The sequence below is a fragment of the uncultured Serinicoccus sp. genome (genome assembly GCF_947487915.1).
Taxonomy (GTDB): Bacteria; Actinomycetota; Actinomycetes; order Actinomycetales; family Dermatophilaceae; genus Ornithinicoccus.
In genome coordinates, this window is the sequence record NZ_CANKYH010000005.1 from 256584 (window position 1) to 275489 (window position 18906).

Genomic DNA, 18906 nt, shown 5'->3' on the forward strand with positions numbered 1-18906 from the left:
GGGCGAGCGGTCAGGGGTGCGCGGCCCGCCAGTGCTCGACCACCACGTCCGGCGGGACCTTCTCCACCGCGTCGGCGCTCAGGAAGCACGGGCCCGACCACCCGCCCAGCAGCCGGGCCCGGCCGGTGCCACGGGTGACCCGCACCTGCGCGCCGCTCGCCGGGTCCTCCGTCCACGGTCCGCAGGACGGGTCAGGGACGTCCACCTGAGCCGGCCACGGGTTCCAGGGCAGCCGGTGCACCCAGACCGGCCGCGTCAGCCGCAGCTCGACCCGGGCCCTGGCGAGGACCTCGGCCGGTGGCCGACCCGGGTGGACGCGGGGGTCCGGCGGCAGGCCGTCGCGCGGGTCCGGAGTCCCCTGCCCTGCCGTGGCGTCCGTCCCGGTCAGCCAGACCCCGACGTCACCCTGGCGCAGCACCGACTCCACCGCGAGCACGACCTGGCCGGGCGTCCAGCCCCGGACGTCGAGGTCCACGACGACGTCCGGCTGGGGGTAGCACCAGCCCCGGCCGCGCACGAGGGGGTGGGGCAGCAGGTGGGCCAGGCGGGCGGTCTCGGCGTTCTTGACCCCCGACAGTGCGGTACCCGCGGCGTCCACGCGGCCGGCGACGTCCGGGCCGTCGTGCCAGGCGACCGCGTCGGGCACGTGCCGCAGGTCCGCCCCCGCCAGCCAGCACCGCCACGCGAACTCCCAGTCCTCCCCGCCGTAGCCGGTGAGCCGACCCTCGAACCCGCCGACGACGTCCAGCACCGCACGGGACACCCCCAGCACCGCGCCGATGACGAAGCGGAACGACGTGTCGTCGGCGGCTCGCAGGTCCTGCGTCCGCGCATACCCCTCGGCCAGCCAGGCGGGCGCCGGCAGCTCCGCGGACGGGGGCCAGCGCGTTTCCGCACTCGGGTCGGCATGGCGGCGCAGGTCGGCGTGGCGACGCCGACCGACCGCGAGGGTCGGACCGTCCAGGCAGGCCTGCTGCAGCGCGGCGACGTAGCCGTCCTCGGGCACGGTGTCCCCGTCGAGCAGGACCAGCACGCGGCCCGCCGTCGCCCCCAGGCCGAGGTTGCGGGCCGCCGCGAGCCGGAAGCCCTCGTCGGGCTGCCGCAGCACCCGGATCCGCCCGAGCGCCCCGTGCGGGGTGGGGGGCAGGGTGGGCGGCCGGGGCGAGCCGTCGTCCGCCACCACCAGCTCAAGACCGCCCCGGACCCCGGTCTGGGCACCCAGGCGCGCGACGAGCAGGTCGAGCAGCTCCTGGTCTTGGTAGTACGGCACCACGACGGAGACCGCCGGCTCCCGGGCCGGGCCCGCGACCTGCCGTCCCACGCTCTCCCAGGTGGGCCCGAGGCGCACGTCGGGGGGCAGCCAGGTCGGGTCCGCGCCGTCCCGTGAGGACGCCTCGACCAGCGCGTCCGCGAGCGTCGGGGCCAGCCGCTCCTCGGAGACCGGCTGCACGGTCCCCGGCAGCCGGGCGGCGAGCTCCCGGGCATACCTCGAGTCGAGCAGCAGCGGCCGTCGTCCCGCGGCGAGCCAGGTCGCCACCGAGCCGGACGCGGACACGTGCCGGTGCGCCGCCACGGGCACGGTCGCCGCGGCGAGCAGACCCGGCAGCGCCTCGTCGGGGACGTAGCCGGTGGCGTGCCAGCGCACCCCAGCCTCCTCGGCGCGCGCGGCCAGCGCGGCCAGCAGGTCCTCGTGGCCCTGCGACGCGCCCCCGAGGTTGACGACCTCGACCGCGCGGTCCCGCAGCCGGGGGTCGCGGGCCGCCGACGCAGCGGCGTCCACGACCTCCTCGAGGCCCTTGCCCGGATAGACGAACCCCAGCGTGACGACGGTGAGGGGTGCCGGGGTGGTCGATGACGAGGGTCGGGGCGCGGCGCCGGCGTCGGGCTCGACCGGCAGCGGGACCACCAGGGTGCGCCCGAGCACGGCGGTGGCGACGTCAGGGCGGGCCCAGCGCAGCGCCGCCGCGAGCAGCAGCCGCTCGTGCGCGCTCGCCACGACGACCGTGTCCGCGGAGGCGGCCAAGCCCGCATACAGCTCGCTGCGCCCACGCCGGTGGCGCCCGTCCGAGCGCTGCGGCAGGTCGTGCAGCACCACCGTCACCCGGGCCGCCCCCCGCAGCACCCGACGCCACTCCACCAGCCCCTGTCCCGGCGCGGACGCCAGCAGCCGGTCGGTCACCTGGGCGAGCACCACCCGCCCGGCGACGGCACCGTCGGCGAGCTCGTCCAGCCGGCCGCACCGCAGGAGCTCGGCCTCCCCCAGGTGCGCGTGCACGCCGAGCCCGTGCCGCACGACACCGTGCTCCTCGGGACCGGGCACGAGGTGGACCAGCGACGGGGTCACGGGCGCCAGCCCCACCGCCGCAGCAGGTCCTCCTTCTTCTGCACCCCGACCTCGACCACCCGCGGGTGACGGGCGTAGAACTCGTCGTGGGCGTCCCCCACCTCGTCGTCGGAGACCGCCTCGCCGTCCACGAGCCACCCCTCGCGGGGTTCCCCGCGCAGATCGAGCGCCTCGAGGACCCCGCGGGACAGGGGGGTGGCCACGGAGGCGAGGAGCACCCGCCCCGGATCCTGGACGGCCGCGCCCGAACCGGGCAGGACGTCCTCGAGCACCCGTCGGGCCAGCGCCAGCAGCACCTCGTTGCCGGGGTGGTCGACGGTCCGACCGGCCGCGGCCCCGGCGGTCCGGACGACGTCGCTGATGCGCAGGCTCTCTTGCGCCCGCTCGCGCCGCTCGAGCTCGGCCAGCGAGTCGGCGGCGAGCTCGCGCACGAGCGTGGCCGGCGCCTCCCACGGACCGTCCCACCCGGCGGCGCGCGCCAGCCGCCGCACGTCGTGGTAGGGCACGACGGGCGGGTCCTCGACGTCCGGGTGGCGCACCAGCACCTGCTCGGGGTAGAGACCGGTGAAGAAGTAGTTGGGCGCAGCCACCACCCGCGCCCCCGGTCGCAGCCGCGTCGCGACCTGGTCCGTGCCGAGCGGCATACCCCGGTAGTCGTCGGCCACCGACTGGGCGACGAGGACGTCGACCCAGGCCAGCAGGCGGTCGAGGTGGGCCAGGTCCGCCTCCTCCAGCTCGTGCACCGGCGGCATCCGCACGGTGTCGAGGACGTCGGCGGTGTCGAGGGCGACCCGCAGCGCCTCGGCCTGGCAGTTGCCGAAGACCGCCAGCCGCGGCCGCCCGGTCGCGGGCAGCTCCTCCAGCCCGTAGAAGCCGCCGTAGTGGCGACGCCGTCCGTCCTCGCTCACGGTGGGCTCCCTCCGTCGATCCGTCGTCCCTCGAGGACACCGGCATACACCTGGGCGTGCCGTCGCGCCAGCTCGAGCCGCTGCGCGGACCGTGCCGCCCGGCCGGGGCGGGCGGGGGGTCCGACCGCGCACCGGGCGAGCAGGTCGGCGAGCCGCGACGGCGAGGGCGCCCGGTCCGGCGCCCCCCACGTCCGGACCATCCCGCCGCCCTGCTCCTCGAGGTGGCCGACCTGCGGGGCGAGCACCCAGGTGCCGAGGTCGCGGCACGCCTCGACCCAGCCCGAGTGCGTGGCCCAGGCGTAGGGCAGGACTGAGACGTCCACGCTCTGCAGGGCGGACCAGAGCTGCTCGTCGTCCAGGCGTGGGCCCACGACCACCTCGACCCCCGGCGGTGGGTCGTCGAGTAGCCGGCGCAGCAGCCCGGCGAGCGCCTCGTCGTGCCGGGGGAAGCCCGGGTCCAGCACCTCGGGGTGCGCCCGGACCTCCAGCACGGTCGCGCGGCCGGTTCGCGCGGGCAGGTCCGGCAGGGCCTCGAGCAGCGCCGGCAGGACCCGCATCGGCGCCAGGTTGGTCCGCAGGCTTTTGAGGTGCAGCCCGACGCGCAGCTCCTCGTGCACGGGGCGTGGCCCGTCGAGCAGCGCGAGCGGGACCACGTGCGGGTGCGGCAGGACGAGCGGGCGGCGGCCGTGCTCCTGCTCGACGCGGTCGGCCGCACCCTCGCTGAGGGTGAGCAGACCGTCGGAGCGCTCGACGAGCAGGGCCAGCTGGTCCCGGTGGTGGGTCTGGTCGTGCAGGTGGGGGTGGTCGACGTCGTGGACGGTGTGGACGAGCGGAAGGCCGAGGTCGGCCAGCGCGTCCAGCAAGGCGCGCAGCTCGGGCAGGCTGCGCCCCTCCACCCCGAAGTGCACGTGCAGGACGTCCTGCTCGCGCGCGTGCTCGCGCACCCACGCCTCCTCCAGCGCGGGGTGCGGCCACCACCGGCCCGCGGGCGCCCCGGGCACCGGCGGGTCGGGGAGCACCGTCACGGCGGGCGGGGACGCTCCCGTCGGTGGCGCCTGCACGTGCTCGACGTAGGGATGGGCGGCGGGGACGTGCCGCACCCGCACCGGGCTCACCCGCTCACCACCCAGCGCCCGGACCGGTCCTGCTCGGCCAGGCCGAGCCGGCGGAAGGCCTCGAGCCAGCCCTCCATCGGCCACCACCCCCAGCGGTCGGCGAAGACGCCCGCGTTGCGCACGACCGCCGCCAGGTGCGCCACCGGCGGGGAGGACGAGGGGTGGTGCTGGTGGTAGGCGGTCGCCCCACCGACCCAGACGAGCCTCCCGCCACGTGCACCGAGCAGCTGGCCGAAGTCGGTGTCCTCCCCGCCGTAGCCGACGTAGTCGGTGCAGAAGCCGCCGACCGCCTGAAGGTCCTCGGCCGTCGTCGCGAAGCTCAACGACCAGAACCGGGTGAGGTCGGGCTCCCGGCGCTGCTCCCCCGCCGTCAGCCGCACCCGGTCGGGCCGGTGCTCACCGAGCCGCACGAGCTCGGCCGGGTTGCTCCACCCCTGCTCCCGGGGAGGCAGGTAGGCCACGTCCCCGCCCAGGACCAGCGGTCCGGCGTCGTCGCGCGGGGCGGCCAACGCGTCGGCATACGTCTCCACCGTGCCAGGACCGGGTATGCAGTCCACGTCCAGGAAGACGAGGGTCTGCGCCCCGTGCCGCACGGCCGTGGTGGCTGCGGTGTTGCGGGCGAGGGCGAGCGGCAGTCCCTGCGGGTCGGCCTCGACCTCGACCACCAGCAGCCGCGGGGTGGCGGCCCCCGGGGCCGGTCGGGGTCCCGCGCCCGGGCCGGCGGGGGGGTCGGGCCGGTCGGGGCGGTCGTGCTCGTCCCAGGCCTCCCGCGCCACCCGGGCGACGTCCGGGTCGTCGATGGCCGCCACGACATGGAGGTCGGGACGGCGCACGCCGCCGGCGAGCCCGGCGATCTGACCGCGCAGGTGGTCGTGCCGGCCGTGCGCCAGGGTGAGGACCGCGACGCTCATGCGCCCCGCTCCACGCCGGGACGGACCGCAGGATCCGTCGGGGTGCGGGGCACGTCCGCGTCGGCGCCGACCGGCCGCGCCAGCGAGTCGGCCAACGCGTCCAGGTGGCCGGCGGCGGCGCCCGGACCGTCCTGCCCCCAGCGCGACCATCCCTGCCCGCCGAGCTCGAGGGCGCGCGACAGCAGCCCGGGCCACCGCCTGCCGTCGGGCCACCCGTCGGACGTCGCCGCGATCCCGAGGCGGGACAGGGCGGCGGCCGTCGCCACCTGCTCGTCGAAGGGCCGCGTCTGGGCCAGCACGACCGCCGGACGGCGGGCCAGCGCGACGTCGGCCACCGCGCCCTGTCCGGCGTGGCACACCACCACGTCGGCGCGGGACAGCTCGCCCGGCAGGTCCGGCGACGGCGGGTGCCCGCCACCGCGGACCACCCAGGTCCATCCGCGGGTCGCGGACCGCGCGTCCTGCAAGTGCGCGGGGCGCAACGGCTCCCCTCCGTGGCCCCACAGCACCAGCACCTGCCGACCGGTCCCGCCGGTCTCCCGGGTCGGGGCAGGGGCGGCGGCCGCCGCGGGCGCGGGGGCGCCGGTGGAGGACGGCCGTGCGCCGGCGAGCGCGCTGATCCCGCCGACCTCCCAGGTCTTGAGGCGCCATCGCGCCGGCCAGTCCTCCAGGGGATGGGCGCCGGCGGGCCAGGGGGCGAGGATGGCCTCCGCCACGTCGTAGGCCAGCGCGTGCACCGCGTCGGTGCGCCGCCCCGGCATCCCGCCCACCACCACGGGCACCCCGCACAGCCGCGCCAGCAGGCTGACCTCCACCGACACGTCCACGACGAGCAGCTCGGGGCCGGCCTGCTCGAGCCAGGCCAGGAGCTGCGCGTGCCGTCGCAGCAGGCCGGGGTGGTGCAGCGGCACCCAGTGCAGCACCCCGTGGGCGGTGACGTCGGCCCCCTCGGGGTACACCGGCGGGTCGTCGTCGCGGGCCAGCTCGACCCAGTCGCCCGGCCAACCCTCCGGGGCGGGGCCGCTGCCGAGCCCGGTGACGGCGTGCCGGGTGCGGCGGGCCACGGCGGTGGCGCGGCGCCGGTGGCCCGACCCCTGGTGGTGCAGGTAGTAGCCGATCACCGGCCGGGCTCTGCCTCGGCCTCGGAGAGGGCCAGGGACCCCACGGTCCGCGGGTGCGCGGTCCGCTCGAGGAGGGCGCGCTCCCTGCGGCCCGCCCGCTGCGGAGCCCTGCCGGCACTGCGGGGCTGACGCAGGGAGCGGCGGCCCAGCCGCGCGGCGGACTCGTAGACCCGCTCGAAGCGGTCGACCATGGCGTCCACCGAGTGGTGCTCCAGGGCGTGGGCGCGGGCCAGCGGGCGCGAGAGCTGCAGCACCTCGCCCAGCAGCTCGGCGCCGGTGCGCACCAGCTCCGTCTCCGGGAGCGGCCGGCCGGCCCGGTCCTGCACCGGGACGAGCCGCCCGACGTGCTCCCCCACGACCTCGCCGAGGCCACCCCGGTCGAGCGCGAGCACGGGGGTGCCGCACGCCAGGGCCTCGGCGGCCACGAGGCCGAAGGGCTCGTCCCAGTCAGGGGTGACGAGCGCGGCCGCGCTGCGTCCCACGAGCGAGGCGAGGTCGGAGGTGCGCAGGTGACCGGCATACGTGATGCCCTCGCCCAGGAGCGGCCACAGCACCTCCCGCGCGTAGGTCTCGTCGGACAACGGGCCGGCCAGCACGAGCGGCAGGCCCGCGCGCCGGGCGATGGCGACGGCCAGGTGCGGTGCCTTCTCGGGGGTGATCCGCCCGGACCAGACGAGGGCCGGGCCGCCGGGTCCGACGCGCCACTCCCGCGTGTCGATGCCGTTCGGCACGAGCTGGGGGCGGACCAGGTCCGACCAGGCCCGGGCGGTGTGCCGGCTGACGGCCGTCACGACCGGTTGCCGACCCGGTATGCCCTGGGCGGCCCGAAGCGCGGACTCCAGCCACGGCGTCGGCGGGGTGTGCAGGGAGAGCACCGTCGGCGCGGGCAGCAGGGGCGCCATCGCCACCGGCAGGTAGTGCAGGGCGTGGGTGTGCACGACGTCGACGTCCGTGCGCTGGGCCAGGTTCATCATGAGGCTGAGGTGGGCGTGGTGCTGCTGCATCCACCCCGCCTCGGGCATGGAGACGTCGGTCTGGGCCGCGGCGCTGAGCTTCAGGCGCTCGGGCCACAGGTAGTCCACCCCGGGGATCTCCTGGCTGCCGCGAGCCGCGAAGACGCTGACCCGGTGCCCCCGCGTGGCGAGGCCCGAGACGAGGTGCGCCGTTAGCGACTCCAGGCCCCCGGCGAAGGGCTCGGCCAACGGGTGTCGGGCGTGGGCGACGACCACGACGTGCATAGCAGAACCTCCAGTCATCGGGTGGGCGACGTGACGTGGGCATGCGCCTGCGCCGGCATGCTCGACCATCGAACGTCAGTCTGGACAATAGGCCGAGTCCGGCGATCGCGCCGTCTGGACCGGCACCTGGCGACGGAGGCGGCCGCGACGGCGCCCGTCCTGGTGGGCGTGGGGACGGACGATCCGGGGCGTGACCTGCACGGCCCCGGTGGTCCGGGCCGGGGCCACACGCCACGACATGACGTGCGGCGTGCGCGGTCCTACCCTGAGGGACATGTCCTCATCTGTCGAAGTGACCGTCGTCGGAGCCGGACTCGCCGGGCTCACGTGCGCCCGCACCCTGCAGTCCGCCGGCGTGGGCGTGCGGGTGCTGGAGCAGTCCGACGCCGTCGGGGGACGCATCCGGACCGACGAGGTGGACGGCTTCCTCCTGGACCGGGGGTTCCAGGTCCTCAACCCGGCCTACCCGGCGCTGCGCCCGGACGTGGACGTCGAGGCCCTCGGCCTGCGGTCCTTCCGCGCCGGCCTCGCGATCCGCAGCGACCGCTCGGACTCCCTCCTCGTCATGGCCGACCCGCGGCGCGAGCCCCAGTTCATCGGCCAGACCATGCGCTCGGGCAAGTTGCACCCCGCCGCCCTGGGTGCGCTCGCCCGCTGGGCCGCGCCCGCTCTCGGCGTGGACTGGGCCCTGCGCAACGACCGCGAGGACGCCTCGCGCCAGGAGTCGATGGACCGGTCGGGTCTGCAGGGACCGCTGCGCCGGGTGGTCGACACCTTCCTCTCCGGCGTCGTCCTCGAGGACGACGGCAGCACGTCGACCGCCTTCGTCCACATGCTCACGCGCATGTTCGCCCGGGGAAAGCCGGGGCTGCCCGAGCGCGGGATGCAGGCGTTGCCCGAGCAGCTGGCGGCCGGGCTGGACAACCCCGTCGAGCTCGGCACCGAGGTGGTCTCGGTCGGCCCGGGCCGGGTGGAGACCGCCGGCGGTGAGCAGATCTCCGCGGACCTCGTGGTGGTGGCCACGGGGGCAGAGGCTGCCGCCGCCCTCACGGGTCGGGAGACGGCACCCGGCAAGGGGGTGACGACGCACTGGTTCGCGGTGGACGAGGCGCCCACGGAGCACGCGATGCTGGTCATCGACCAGAGGACCGACCCGGGCCCGGTCATCAACACCGCGGTCATGAGCAACGCCGCCCCGTCCTACGCCCCGCCCGGGCGGCACCTGGTGGAGGCCAGCAGCCTGCTACGAGCCGGGCAGGAACCGGTCACCGACGCGCAGGTGTCGGCTCAGCTCGCCGGGATCTACGGCGTCCCCACCGACGGCTGGGAGCTGCTCCGGCGCGACGACATCCACTACGCCCTGCCCGCCCAGCCCGCGCCGCTGAACGTGCGGGAGTCGCTCGAGGTCGAGCCGCGGCTCATCATGGCCGGCGACCACCTGGACACCGGGTCCATCCAGGGCGCCATGGTCTCCGGGCGGCGGGCCGCCGAGGGCTACCTCCAGCGTCGCGCGGGCGATCTCGCCCGCAGCTCGGGGTGATGGCGTAGCGAGCAGGCACGGGCCGTGGGGCAGCTGCCACACGCACCCCCTGCGTCACTGAGGTCACATCGTGCGGAGACATGCACAGACCCCCGGGATATATCCCCGGCGTCTGTCAACGTCCCCGCACCTGGGTGCCGGTGTGTCTGGTGTGACTTCCGTGACTGTCGGTCTGCCCCCGGGGCTGCTCCGGAGGGTGGGCGAGCTCCTCGCGCGGCTGGCTCACCGCCAGCCTGCAGCCCGGCACCCGTGGTGGGGGGGGGGGGGGGGGGGCCCCCCCCCCCCCCCCCCCCCCCCCGCCGGGGGGGGGGGGGGGGCGGGCCGGACGCCCCCGGTCGCGGGGGGGGTGGGCCCGGTCGGGGTGAGCGGGGGGGTGGGGGGGGTCCGCGGCGGGCGGGGCGCCCCCCCCCCCCCCGGGGGGGGGGCCCGGGGGGGGGGGGGGGGCCCCCCCCCCCCCCCCCCCCCCCCCCACGCCCCTCCGTCCGGGTGGTGCGAGAGATGGCGCGGCAGGCTGGGTGTCGGCGCCCTCAGGGGCGCCGGCACGTCACACCCGCGCGGCCAGAGGTATGCCGTGCCCGCAGGGCAGCAGCGGGTCGCCCAGCCCCGGCTGGTCGGGGTGGTGGGTACGCACCTGCTCCATGGAGCGCGGCAGGTCGAAGGGCAGCCGGCCCCGGGCCTCGCCCTGCAGGGCGCGGACCAGCGCAGGTCCGCCGGTGCCGTAGCTGGCGACCACCGCGTCGACCGCCTCCATGACCGGTCCGAGGACCGCGGGCCGGTCCAGGGTCACGTCGACGACGACCGGGCAGTGCTCCCGGATCCGGCGCAGCCGCACCGGCAGCCCCGGCGGGAACTCCAGCGACCCCTGGTGGAACCACGCCTCGAGGAAGAGGTCGGAGCGGGGCTCGTGCGGGGCGGCCAGCCGGATCACCGCCAGGTCGGCCTCCTCGGGACGCTCCACCACCCGGCCGAGCGCGGCGGCGTCCTGGGCCGAGATGCCCTCCACGTAGACCGCGCGCCCGGACCCCGCCATCGGCAGCAACCCGCCCTCGTCGGCCAGCACGGTGACCGAGGCGGCCTGGGCGGCCAGGCCGGCCTCGACCGTCGTGGGCGTGCCGACCCGCTCGTCGGCCAGCGCCTCGTCGACGAAGGGGTCGTCGAACAGGCCGAGCTGCATCTTGACCAGCAGCAGCCGCCGGGCCGAGACGTCGAGGCGCTGCTCGCTCACCCGGCCCTCGGCCACCAGCCCGGCGAGCACCTCCACGCACTCCTCGCCGCCGAACTGGTCGCAGCCGGCCTCCAGGAGCAGCTCCATCCGGCCCGCCGCGTCGAGGTGCTCGACGCCCCAGGCGCGGGCGGGCAGCACCTGGTCGCCGACGTGGTTGTCGTTGACCAGCTCCCAGTCGGTGAGCACGACCCCGTCGTAACCGAGCTCGTCGCGCAGCAGACCGGTGACGATGCGCCGGTTGAAGCCGAAGCCCACCTCCGGCACGGTCTCGCCGTCCAGCTCCAACCCCACGGGCATGCCGTAGTAGGGCATCATCGCCGCCACCCCGGCCCGGACCGCCGGGAGGAACGGCGCCAGGTGGTCGGCGAAGTGCCCGCCGCCGTAGACCTGCTCCCGGCCGTAGGGGAAGTGCGCGTCCTCCCCGTCGGCCTGGGGCCCGCCCCCGGGGAAGTGCTTGGCCGTGCAGGCCACGCTGCCCGGCCCGAGCTCGCCGCGCTGCAGCCCCTCGAGGAAGGCCAGGCCCAGCTCGGTCACCACCTGCGGGTCCTGCCCGAAGGTGTGCAGCTGGCGCGCCCACCGGGGTTCGGTCGCGAGGTCCAGCGTCGGGTGCAGCGCCGCCCGGATGCCGACCGCGACGTACTCGGAGCGGACGGCCTCGGCATACTCCCGGCACACCTGCTCGTCGCGCAGCGCAGCGATGCCCAGCGGCTCGGGCCACTGGGAGAAGGAGCCGGCGGAGAAGCTGGCGCCGGCGTTCTCGCTGAAGCCGTGCCGGGGGTCGGTCGAGATGGTGACGGGTATGCCGTGCGGCGTCTCCTGCGCCAGGCGCTGGACCGCGTTGTGCCAGCGGGCCGCCTCGTGGGCCGGGCCGAGCTGGTGGACGTTGAAGTGGTTGACGCCCTTGTCGACGACGACGTGCCGGGTGCCGGTCTTGCTGATCGCCCCCGGTCCGTCCAGCACGCTGCCGCCCGGCCCGGTCTCGATGACCGTGTGGAAGAGCAGCCCGATCTTCTCGTCCCGGCCGAGCCGGCCGAGCAGGTCGTCGACCCGTGCGGCGGCCGGCAGGCGCGGGTCCTCGAAGGGGTCCATGACGCCGTTGTGGTTGAGGTCGCGGTAGCGCACACCCTCCGGTCCGGTGCGGAAGCCCTGGTCACTCATGCGCTCGCACCGAACTCCTCCATGGCGAGCACCGGGCGCAGCGCGCGCTCGGCCGCGCCGGTGCTGAAGTAGCGCTGCAGCAGGCCACCGCCGAGGACGTTGCCCAGCGCCCCGAGGATCATCGCCTGGTCCAGCGAGAGGTAGCGGGTCGCGACCTGCCCCGAGCTGGTGTTGACCGCGTCGTAGAAGCCACCCGGGCCGTAGGAGTCGAAGTCGGCCTCGATGGCCGCCAGGTTGTCGTAGGACTGCGCCGGGGCGTGCATCATCGCCAGGAAGGCCGCGTGCGGGGTGACGACACCCTGGCCGTAGTCCGGCTCGGGCTGCCCGTGCACCCGGTCGGTGCGCTCGACATCGGAGAAGTAGCCCTCCGGGTTGAGGCCCAGGGCGTCCACGCCCCACTCGGCGTAGCCACCGGCGGGGTGGCTCGCGGGCGAGAACCCCCAGTAGCCGTACTCGGCCAGCCCGTGGGCGGCCTGCACCGCGACGTGGTTGGGGTGGTTGCGCCCCCAGGAGTCCGGCGCCCAGGTCTCCTCGGGCACGAAGACGTTGGGCATGAGCTCCTCGAACATCGAGCCACCCCAGCCCGGCACCGTGCGGTGGCCGAGGTAGTCGTGGGCGCCCTCGAAGACGTCGACGCCGAGGTAGGTCTCCCACCGGCCGACCGGCGGCATCTCCGGCCAGGTCCACTCCGGCGGGAAGGTCCGCCACGCCTGGAAGTAGGCCTCCGGCGGCACCTGTCCTTTGATGATGCCCAGGTAGGTCGTGATCCGGGTCTCGGACACGATGGTGTCGTAGTGGTGGTCGGCGGTGTACCAGACCGGCTCACCGGCCCCGATGAGGTCGCGCGCCTCGGTCCGCGGCGGGTCGAGCAGCCGGGTCGGCTCCTCCAGGTAGAACCCGCCGTAGTTGAGGTAGGGCTTGTCGAAGGTGGGGTCGGCGAAGACGTCGAAGCGCATCCGGTCGAAGAGCTGCCCGGCGAGCCGGGCGTTGGCCCGGTCGGCGTTGCGCACGACGAGCAGCGCCGCGCCCAGCCAGGAGGCGTCGATGCTGGAGACGAACGGCACGACCGGGTCGCCGCTCTCGGGCCAGGAGTAGATCACCGAGCCGTCCCGGGGGTCGTACCAGTTGAAGTACATCCCGCTGGCCTCGTGGTGCTCCATCCCCTGCAGCGTGCGCAGGGTGCGCCGGATGCGGCGCGTGGCCTCACCGGGGGTGATGAGGCCCAGGTCGCGGGCGACGACGGCCGACCAGAGGTAGCCGCCGATGTTGGTCGGCGAGGTGTAGACACCCGGCGTGGACAGGTCGCCGGTGATGTTGTCCGACACCAGCCCGGTGTCCTCGGGCGTCATCGCGACCATCGAGGCCCACGTGTCCTGCGTCCACCGCAGGAGGGTGGCGGCGTCGGTGCCCTCCGGCGCCGGCCCGGGGCGCCGGGGTCCGCGCGGGGTGGCGAGGGCGGCCGGGGGCATACCGAGGGCGACGCCCCCGGCCAGCCCGCCGGCGAGCATGGTGCGGCGGGACAGAGAGGTATGACGTGCGTCGAGCGGGTGCATCGGTGCTCCTTCGTCGGTGATGGAGGGGATGGAGGGGTGCGCGGGACTCACTTGATCCCGGTCGTGGCGATCCCTTGGATGAACCGCCGCTGGAAGATGAGGAAGACCACCAGCACCGGCAGGACGACGATCGTCGCGCCGGCCATGAGCAGGCCGTACTGCTGCTCGTTCTGCCCGGTGGAGTAGAGCGCGAGCGCCACCGGGAGGGTGTAGGTGTCATTGCTCTGGGCGACCACGAGGGGCCACAGGAAGTTGTTCCAGCTGCCGAGGAAGGTGAGGATGCCCAGCGTCGCCAGGGCCGGAGTCAGCAACGGCAGGATGACCTGGAAGAAGATCCGGAACTCCCCGGCACCGTCGATCCGCGCGGCCTCCACGAGGTCCCGGGGCAGCCCGAGCACGAACTGGCGCATGAGGAAGACCCCGAACGGCGCCACGAGGAAGGGCAGGAACAGCCCTGGCAGGGTGTCGACGAGGCCGAGGTTGGCCACCAGGACGAAGAGCGGCACGAAGGTGACCACCCCGGGGATCATCAGGGTGCCCAGGATGAGGGCGAAGATGATCTTCCGGCCGCGGAAGCGCAGCATCGCCAGGGCGTAGCCCACCATCGAGCAGAAGAGCAGGTTGCCCGCCGTGACGACGACCGCGACGATCGTGGAGTTGGAGAAGTAGGTCCCGAAGGACAGTCTGCTGAAGAGCTGGGTGAAGTTGTCCAGCGTCGGGTTCTGCGGCCACCACGTCGGGGGGATCTGCCGCAGCTCGGCGTTGGTCTTGAACGACCCGAGCACCATCCAGGCGAAGGGGGTGATGACCAGGACGAGCGCGACCGTGAGCAGGACGTAGAGCCACCAGCGGGAACGGGTGCCGACCTCGTTCATCGCTCAGTCCTCCTTCTCGGAGAGGAAGCGGAACTGCAGCGCGGTGACGATCGCGATGACGAGGAAGATGAGGTAGCTCAGCGCGGCGGCATACCCGTAGTTGCCGAAGCTGAACTGCTGGTAGGTGTACATCGACGCCGAGATCGTGCTGTTGAGCGGACCGCCCTGCGTCATGACGAAGGGCTCCTCGAAGAACTGCAGGTAGCCGATCGCCGTGGTGACCGAGACGAAGAGGATCGTCGGCCGCAGCACGGGGACGGTGACGTTGCGGAAGCGCTGCCACGCGTTGGCCCCGTCGATCGCCGCAGCCTCGTGCAGCTGCTGGGGCACCGCCTGCAGACCCGCCAGGAAGATGATCATGGCGGTGCCGAAGTTGCGCCACGTCGCCATGGCGATGAGCGAGGGCATGGCCCAGGTGGTCGACCCGAGCCAGTTGGGCCCGTCGATGCCGACCCAGGCCAGGACGGTGTTGACCAGGCCGCTGTCCGGGTGCAGCAGGAAGCGCCACACCACGGCGACCGCCACGATCGAGGTGATGACCGGGGTGTAGAAGCCGAGGCGGTAGACCGCCCGGAAGCGGGTGATCCCGGTGTTGAGCGCGATCGCCGCGGCCAGCGCGATGGTCATCGTCAGCGGCACCCCGACGAGCACGAAGTATGCCGTGTTCAGCGCCGCCTGCCGGAAGACCGGGTCGGCGAAGGCCTTGGCGTACTGCTCGAAGGCGACGAAGTTCACCTGGAACGGGGTACGCAGGTCCCGGTTGGTGATGTCGGTGACCGAGAAGAAGACCGACTGGATCACCGGCCAGGCGGTGAAGACGCCGAAGAGGAGCAGGAAGGGCAGGGTCAGCAGCCAGCCGGCCCGCTCCTCGCGCCGCGCGCCCGGTGGGCGCGAGGAGCCGGCCCTCCGGGCCTCACGGGTGGTCTGAGGGGCGCCTCGGCGCGTCCCGGTGACGGCGCTCACGGGCTTACTGCCCGGTGCCGATGGACTCCGCCTGCTGCTGGGCGGTCTGGACGGCCTCCTCGCCGGAGAGGTCCTGCTTGGCGACCTTCTCCATCTCGGCGTCGAAGGCGGCGGCGACCTGCTCCCACGTGGGGAACGACGGCGGGGCCTGCGCGGTGGTGAGCTGCTCACCGAACTTCGCGAGCTTCTCGTCCTCGGTCAGGGCCTCGTCGTCCCAGGCGGACTGGACCGACGGCAGGGCGCTGGTCATGTCGTACCACTCCACCTGCGTCTCGGGCTGGGTGAGCCAGTCGACGAGCGCCCAGGCGGCGTCGCGGTTCTCGGTGTCGGCGAAGACGCCGAGGTTGGAACCCCCGATGAAGGAGGTGGACTCGCCGCCGTCCGCGGTGGGGATGGGGGCGACGTCGTAGAGCTGGGCGAAGTCCTCCTCACCGCCCTCGGCGGCGAAGTCCTCGATGAGGCTCATCATCCAGGGGCCGGAGATGAACATCGGGACGCTGCCGTCGGTGAAGGTGGCCTCGGTCTGGCCCTCCGGCGGGTTGGCGTCGGAGATCTCCTCGTCGAAGAAGCTGCCGAAGTAGTCGACCGCGGCGACGGTCTCGGGGGTGTCGAGGGTGTAGGCGTCCTCGGTGGCGATCTGCCCGCCGCGGGACCAGGAGAAGGGCACCACGGTCTGCCACGAGCCGGTCTGCCCGGGCTGCAGGCTGATGCCCCAGTCGACCCCTTCCTGCTCCTGCATGGCGGCGGCCATCTCCTGGAAGCCCTCCTGGTCGGTGGGCACCTCGTCGTAGCCGGCCTCGGAGGCGAGGTCGGTGCGGTAGTAGACCATCCGGGTCTCGACGTACCACGGGACGCCGTAGGACGTGCCCTCGACCTCGGTGGTGCCCTGCGCGCCCTCGAAGAACGCGGAGGTGTCGATGGAGGCGGGGGTGGGGTCCAGGGCGTCCATGCCCGCGAACTCGCCCATCCACGTGGTGCCGATCATCGCGACGTCGGGCGTGGTGCCGGCGGTGATGGAGTTGACGAACTTGTCGTGCGCCGAGTCCCACGGGACCGGGGTCACGTTGACGCTCACCTCGGGGTACTGCTCCTCGAAGCCGGCGACGAGGTCGGGCAGCGCCTCACCCTCGGCGCCCATGGCCCAGACCTGGAGCTCGCCGGACAGGTCGTCGGTCGAGACCGCCTCCCCGGTCTGCGGGGCACCCGCGTCACCCGCACCGCCGTCGTCCCGGCCGCACCCGGTGAGGGCCAGCGCGGTCGTGGTCGTGAGGGCGACCAGCAGGGTGGAACGTCGCATGAGGACTCCTTCGTCGTCGTAAGCGCTTACATCGCGTTGCCCTGAAGATACACCGGGTCCCGGGGCAGCACAAGGGGTCAGGCGCAGCCGCAGGACTGCCGGAGCACCAGCCGGGTCGGCAGCACGTGCTGCTCGGGGGCCGAGTGACGGTCCTCCAGCAGCGCCCGCATCCGCACCGCCACCTCCCGGCCCAGCTCGCGCACCGGCTGGCTCACCGTGGTCAGGCCCGGGGTGACGTAACGGGCGGCCATGACGTCGTCCCACCCGGTGACGCTGATCCGCCCCGGCACGTCGACGCCCGCCGCGAGCAGCCGCTGCATCACCGACAGCGCCAGCTCGTCGTTGGCGCAGACCACGCCGTCGGACCCGAGCCCGCCCTCCAGCAGCAGGGAGGCCACCCGGGGACCGTCGTCCTCGCGGAAGGTGGCCGGGACCGGTTCGGCCGGCACCAGGCCGGCCGCCTCGTGGGCGGCGACGAAGCCGGCATACCGCTCCCGGACGTCGTCCGCGAACTCCGGCGACCCGACGAAGCGCAGCGAGCGCCGCCCGTGCACGTCGATGAGGTGGCGGGTCAGCTGCTCGGCGCTGCGCACGTTCTCGGTGCTGAAGCTCTCGACCGAGACCTGGTGCCGGTCGGCCAGCACGAGCACCGGGAGCTTGGCGCGCACAGCGGCGAGGGTGCCGGGGGACACGGGAACCGCACCCATGAGCACCATCCCGTCGACCCGCCCGGCCAGGCGGCGCACGAGCAGGTCCACGTCGTCCTTGCCGTGGGTGAGCAGCACGACGACGCTGGCGCCGCCCTCGGCGGCGCCCTGCTCGTAGCCGGTGAGCAGGTCGGCGTAGTAGGGGCCGCGCAGCTCGGGCAGCACGAGGCCGTGGGCCTCGTGCGACTTCACCGCGAGCGAGCGCGCCGCGCCGTCCGGGACGTAGCCCAGCTCCTCGACGACCGCGAGCACGCGGTCCCGGGTCGAGGCGCGGACCTCGCCGGGGCGGCGCAGCACCCGGGAGACGGTGGCGATCGAGACCCCCGCGCGGTCGGCGACCGAGTAGATCGTGGGACGTCGCCCCGTGCTCTCCACCATCGGCCCTTCCTCCCGTCGGCCTGCCCGGACTCCCCGGAAGGCTACCGCCCGGTCTCAGCCCAGCAGCCGGGGCACGGGCTGGCTCGGGTGCGGCTCGTCCCCCAGCGCGGCCTGCGCCCGCCACATCCGGGCCTCCAGCTCCTCGCGCACCTGCGCGTAGCCGGGGTCGTCGGCGACGTTGCGCAGCTCGGCGGGGTCGGCCCGCAGGTCGTAGAGCTCCCACTCCGGCTCGCCCGGCCCGCCGGTCGTCCCGGGCAGGCCGAGGGGGTCGTTGTAGTAGTACACGAGCTTGTGCCGCTCGGTGCGGTAGCCGTAGTGCGCCGGGGCGTGGTGGTTGCCGTCCGCGTGCTCCCAGTAGCGGTAGTAGAGGCCGTCGGCCGGCGGCGGGGCGTCGCCGCCGACGAGGTCGCGCCAGAAGCTGCGGCCCTGCATCCGGGGGTGCGCAGGGACCCCGCACGCCTCGAGGATGGTCGGCGCGAGGTCGACGTTGGACACGATGCCGTCGTGCACCCCGCCGCCCGGGAGGCCGCGCGGCCAGGACAGCACGAGGGGCATCCGGATCGACTCCTCGAACATCAGCCGCTTGTCGAACCACCCGTGGTCACCCAGGAAGAACCCCTGGTCGGAGCTGTAGGCGAGCACAGTGTCGTCCAGCTCGCCCCGGGCGGTGAGGGCGTCGACCACCCGCCCCACGCTCTCGTCGACGGCCTGGACGCAGCGCAGGTAGTCCTCCATCCAGCGCTGGTACTTCCACCGGGTGAGCTCGGCGCCGACCAGGCCGGCCGGCGGCTCGACCTTGAGGTCCTCGGCGTTCAGGTGCTCCGCCACGCTCATCCACACGTGCTGCACCGCCTCGGAGCGCCCGGTGTGGTCGTCCTCGAAGGTCTCCGGCAGCGGGATCGGTTCGGTGAAGAGGTCGGTATGCCGTGGCGCCGGCACCCAGGGCCGGTGCGGGGCCTTGTGCCACAGCAGCAGGCACCAGGGCTCGTCCCCGTCCAGGGAGTCCAGCCACCCCAGGGCCAGGTCGGTGAGGACGTCGGTGGCGTAGCCCGGCTCGGTGCGCGTGCCCTCCGGGCTGACGATGGTGGGGTCGACGTACTCCCCCTGGTCGACGAGGATCTCCCAGTGGTCGAAGCCCTGCGGCTGGTGGGCCGGCCCCTCGCCGAGGTGCCACTTGCCGACCAGGCCGGTGCGGTAGCCCGCCTCCTTGAGCAGCGACACGAAGGTGGGCTGGCTCGGGTCGATGGGCGTCGAGAGCGTCCGCACGCCGTTGACGTGGCTGTAGGTGCCGGTGAGGATGCTGGCCCGGCTCGGCGTGCACAGCGAGTTGGTGACGAAGCAGCGGTCGAGCCGCACCCCCCGCTCGGCGATCCCGTCGATGTGCGGGGTGGCGTTGAGGCGCGAGCCGTAGACGCCCACCGCGTGCGCCGCGTGGTCGTCGGTGAGGATGAGCAGGATGTGCGGGCGCCGCGCGGGCTCGCCAGGGGTATGCCGGTCCGTGGTCACCCCACGATCCTGCCCCATGCCCGCCGTCTCCCGGCCCCGTGGTCAACCATCAGCCGCGAGGAGGGGG

General features: G+C 74.6%; 14 protein-coding genes. 1 reads left to right on the forward strand and 13 read right to left on the reverse strand.

All coding sequences use genetic code 11. From position 1 onward, the window contains the following. Positions 1 to 10 precede the first annotated feature (10 nt). From Q0795_RS08360 to Q0795_RS08385, 6 genes are read right to left on the reverse strand one after another with little or no spacing between them, the layout of a single operon-like run. Positions 11 to 2344, reverse strand: coding sequence for a glycosyltransferase (locus Q0795_RS08360; RefSeq protein ID WP_298888753.1), 2334 nt, complete (start codon positions 2342 to 2344; stop codon positions 11 to 13). Continuing rightward, the gene (locus Q0795_RS08365) at positions 2341 to 3252 is read right to left on the reverse strand and encodes a WcbI family polysaccharide biosynthesis putative acetyltransferase (RefSeq protein WP_298888755.1); all 912 of its coding nucleotides are present in this window, start codon (positions 3250 to 3252) and stop codon (positions 2341 to 2343) included. The genes Q0795_RS08360 and Q0795_RS08365 overlap by 4 nt, the downstream gene beginning before the upstream one ends. Then, on the reverse strand, positions 3249 to 4367 hold the full coding sequence (locus Q0795_RS08370) for a glycosyltransferase (RefSeq protein ID WP_298888757.1): 1119 nt from the start codon (positions 4365 to 4367) through the stop codon (positions 3249 to 3251). Before Q0795_RS08370 ends, Q0795_RS08365 begins: the two co-directional genes overlap by 4 nt. Further along, a complete protein-coding gene (locus tag Q0795_RS08375; RefSeq protein WP_298888759.1) occupies positions 4364 to 5278 on the reverse strand; it encodes a galactosyltransferase-related protein in 915 nt (304 codons plus the stop codon). Before Q0795_RS08375 ends, Q0795_RS08370 begins: the two co-directional genes overlap by 4 nt. Further along, the gene (locus tag Q0795_RS08380) at positions 5275 to 6399 is read right to left on the reverse strand and encodes a hypothetical protein (RefSeq protein WP_298888761.1); all 1125 of its coding nucleotides are present in this window, start codon (positions 6397 to 6399) and stop codon (positions 5275 to 5277) included. The genes Q0795_RS08375 and Q0795_RS08380 overlap by 4 nt, the downstream gene beginning before the upstream one ends. Continuing rightward, positions 6396 to 7637 (reverse strand): glycosyltransferase, encoded by a 1242-nt coding sequence (locus Q0795_RS08385; protein WP_298888762.1) that lies wholly within the window; start codon positions 7635 to 7637, stop codon positions 6396 to 6398. Before Q0795_RS08385 ends, Q0795_RS08380 begins: the two co-directional genes overlap by 4 nt. 274 nt (positions 7638 to 7911) lie before the next feature. Between Q0795_RS08385 and Q0795_RS08390 the strand changes: the two genes are divergently transcribed. After that, a complete protein-coding gene (locus Q0795_RS08390) occupies positions 7912 to 9177 on the forward strand; it encodes an NAD(P)/FAD-dependent oxidoreductase (protein ID WP_298888763.1) in 1266 nt (421 codons plus the stop codon). Positions 9178 to 9721: 544 nt separating this feature from the next. Here the strand turns inward: Q0795_RS08390 and Q0795_RS08395 are convergent. The 7 genes from Q0795_RS08395 to Q0795_RS08425 form a co-directional block, all read right to left on the reverse strand. Beyond that, on the reverse strand, positions 9722 to 11560 hold the full coding sequence (locus Q0795_RS08395; protein WP_298888765.1) for a glycoside hydrolase family 3 N-terminal domain-containing protein: 1839 nt from the start codon (positions 11558 to 11560) through the stop codon (positions 9722 to 9724). Next, positions 11557 to 13113: a glucoamylase family protein gene (locus tag Q0795_RS08400; RefSeq protein WP_298888767.1), complete on the reverse strand. Its 1557-nt coding sequence runs from the start codon at positions 13111 to 13113 to the stop codon at positions 11557 to 11559. The genes Q0795_RS08395 and Q0795_RS08400 overlap by 4 nt, the downstream gene beginning before the upstream one ends. Before the next feature lie 47 nt (positions 13114 to 13160). After that, positions 13161 to 13988 carry a carbohydrate ABC transporter permease gene (locus tag Q0795_RS08405; RefSeq protein WP_298888769.1) on the reverse strand — a complete coding sequence of 276 codons (828 nt, stop codon included), beginning with the start codon at positions 13986 to 13988 and terminating at the stop codon, positions 13161 to 13163. A gap of 3 nt (positions 13989 to 13991) precedes the next feature. Continuing rightward, positions 13992 to 14951, reverse strand: a complete 960-nt coding sequence (locus Q0795_RS08410; protein ID WP_298888771.1) for a carbohydrate ABC transporter permease — start codon at positions 14949 to 14951, stop codon at positions 13992 to 13994. A 4-nt stretch (positions 14952 to 14955) separates the two neighbouring features. Then, entirely contained in the window at positions 14956 to 16248 is a 1293-nt protein-coding gene (locus Q0795_RS08415) for a sugar ABC transporter substrate-binding protein (protein WP_298888772.1), read from the reverse strand. Between the two features lie 77 nt (positions 16249 to 16325). Continuing rightward, complete coding sequence (locus Q0795_RS08420) at positions 16326 to 17333, reverse strand: LacI family DNA-binding transcriptional regulator (protein ID WP_298888774.1); 1008 nt, start codon at positions 17331 to 17333, stop codon at positions 16326 to 16328. Positions 17334 to 17387: 54 nt separating this feature from the next. Next, on the reverse strand, positions 17388 to 18839 hold the full coding sequence (locus Q0795_RS08425; RefSeq protein WP_298888776.1) for a sulfatase: 1452 nt from the start codon (positions 18837 to 18839) through the stop codon (positions 17388 to 17390). Positions 18840 to 18906 lie beyond the last annotated feature (67 nt).

Coding starts and splice junctions, on each gene's coding strand:
- Q0795_RS08375 (WP_298888759.1), bottom strand. CDS start 5,278: ATGAGCGTCGCGGTCCTCACCCTGGCGCACGGCCGGCACGACCACCTG.
- Q0795_RS08385 (WP_298888762.1), bottom strand. CDS start 7,637: ATGCACGTCGTGGTCGTCGCCCACGCCCGACACCCGTTGGCCGAGCCC.
- Q0795_RS08390 (WP_298888763.1), top strand. CDS start 7,912: ATGTCCTCATCTGTCGAAGTGACCGTCGTCGGAGCCGGACTCGCCGGG.
- Q0795_RS08395 (WP_298888765.1), bottom strand. CDS start 11,560: ATGAGTGACCAGGGCTTCCGCACCGGACCGGAGGGTGTGCGCTACCGC.
- Q0795_RS08400 (WP_298888767.1), bottom strand. CDS start 13,113: ATGCACCCGCTCGACGCACGTCATACCTCTCTGTCCCGCCGCACCATG.
- Q0795_RS08405 (WP_298888769.1), bottom strand. CDS start 13,988: ATGAACGAGGTCGGCACCCGTTCCCGCTGGTGGCTCTACGTCCTGCTC.
- Q0795_RS08415 (WP_298888772.1), bottom strand. CDS start 16,248: ATGCGACGTTCCACCCTGCTGGTCGCCCTCACGACCACGACCGCGCTG.
- Q0795_RS08420 (WP_298888774.1), bottom strand. CDS start 17,333: ATGGTGGAGAGCACGGGGCGACGTCCCACGATCTACTCGGTCGCCGAC.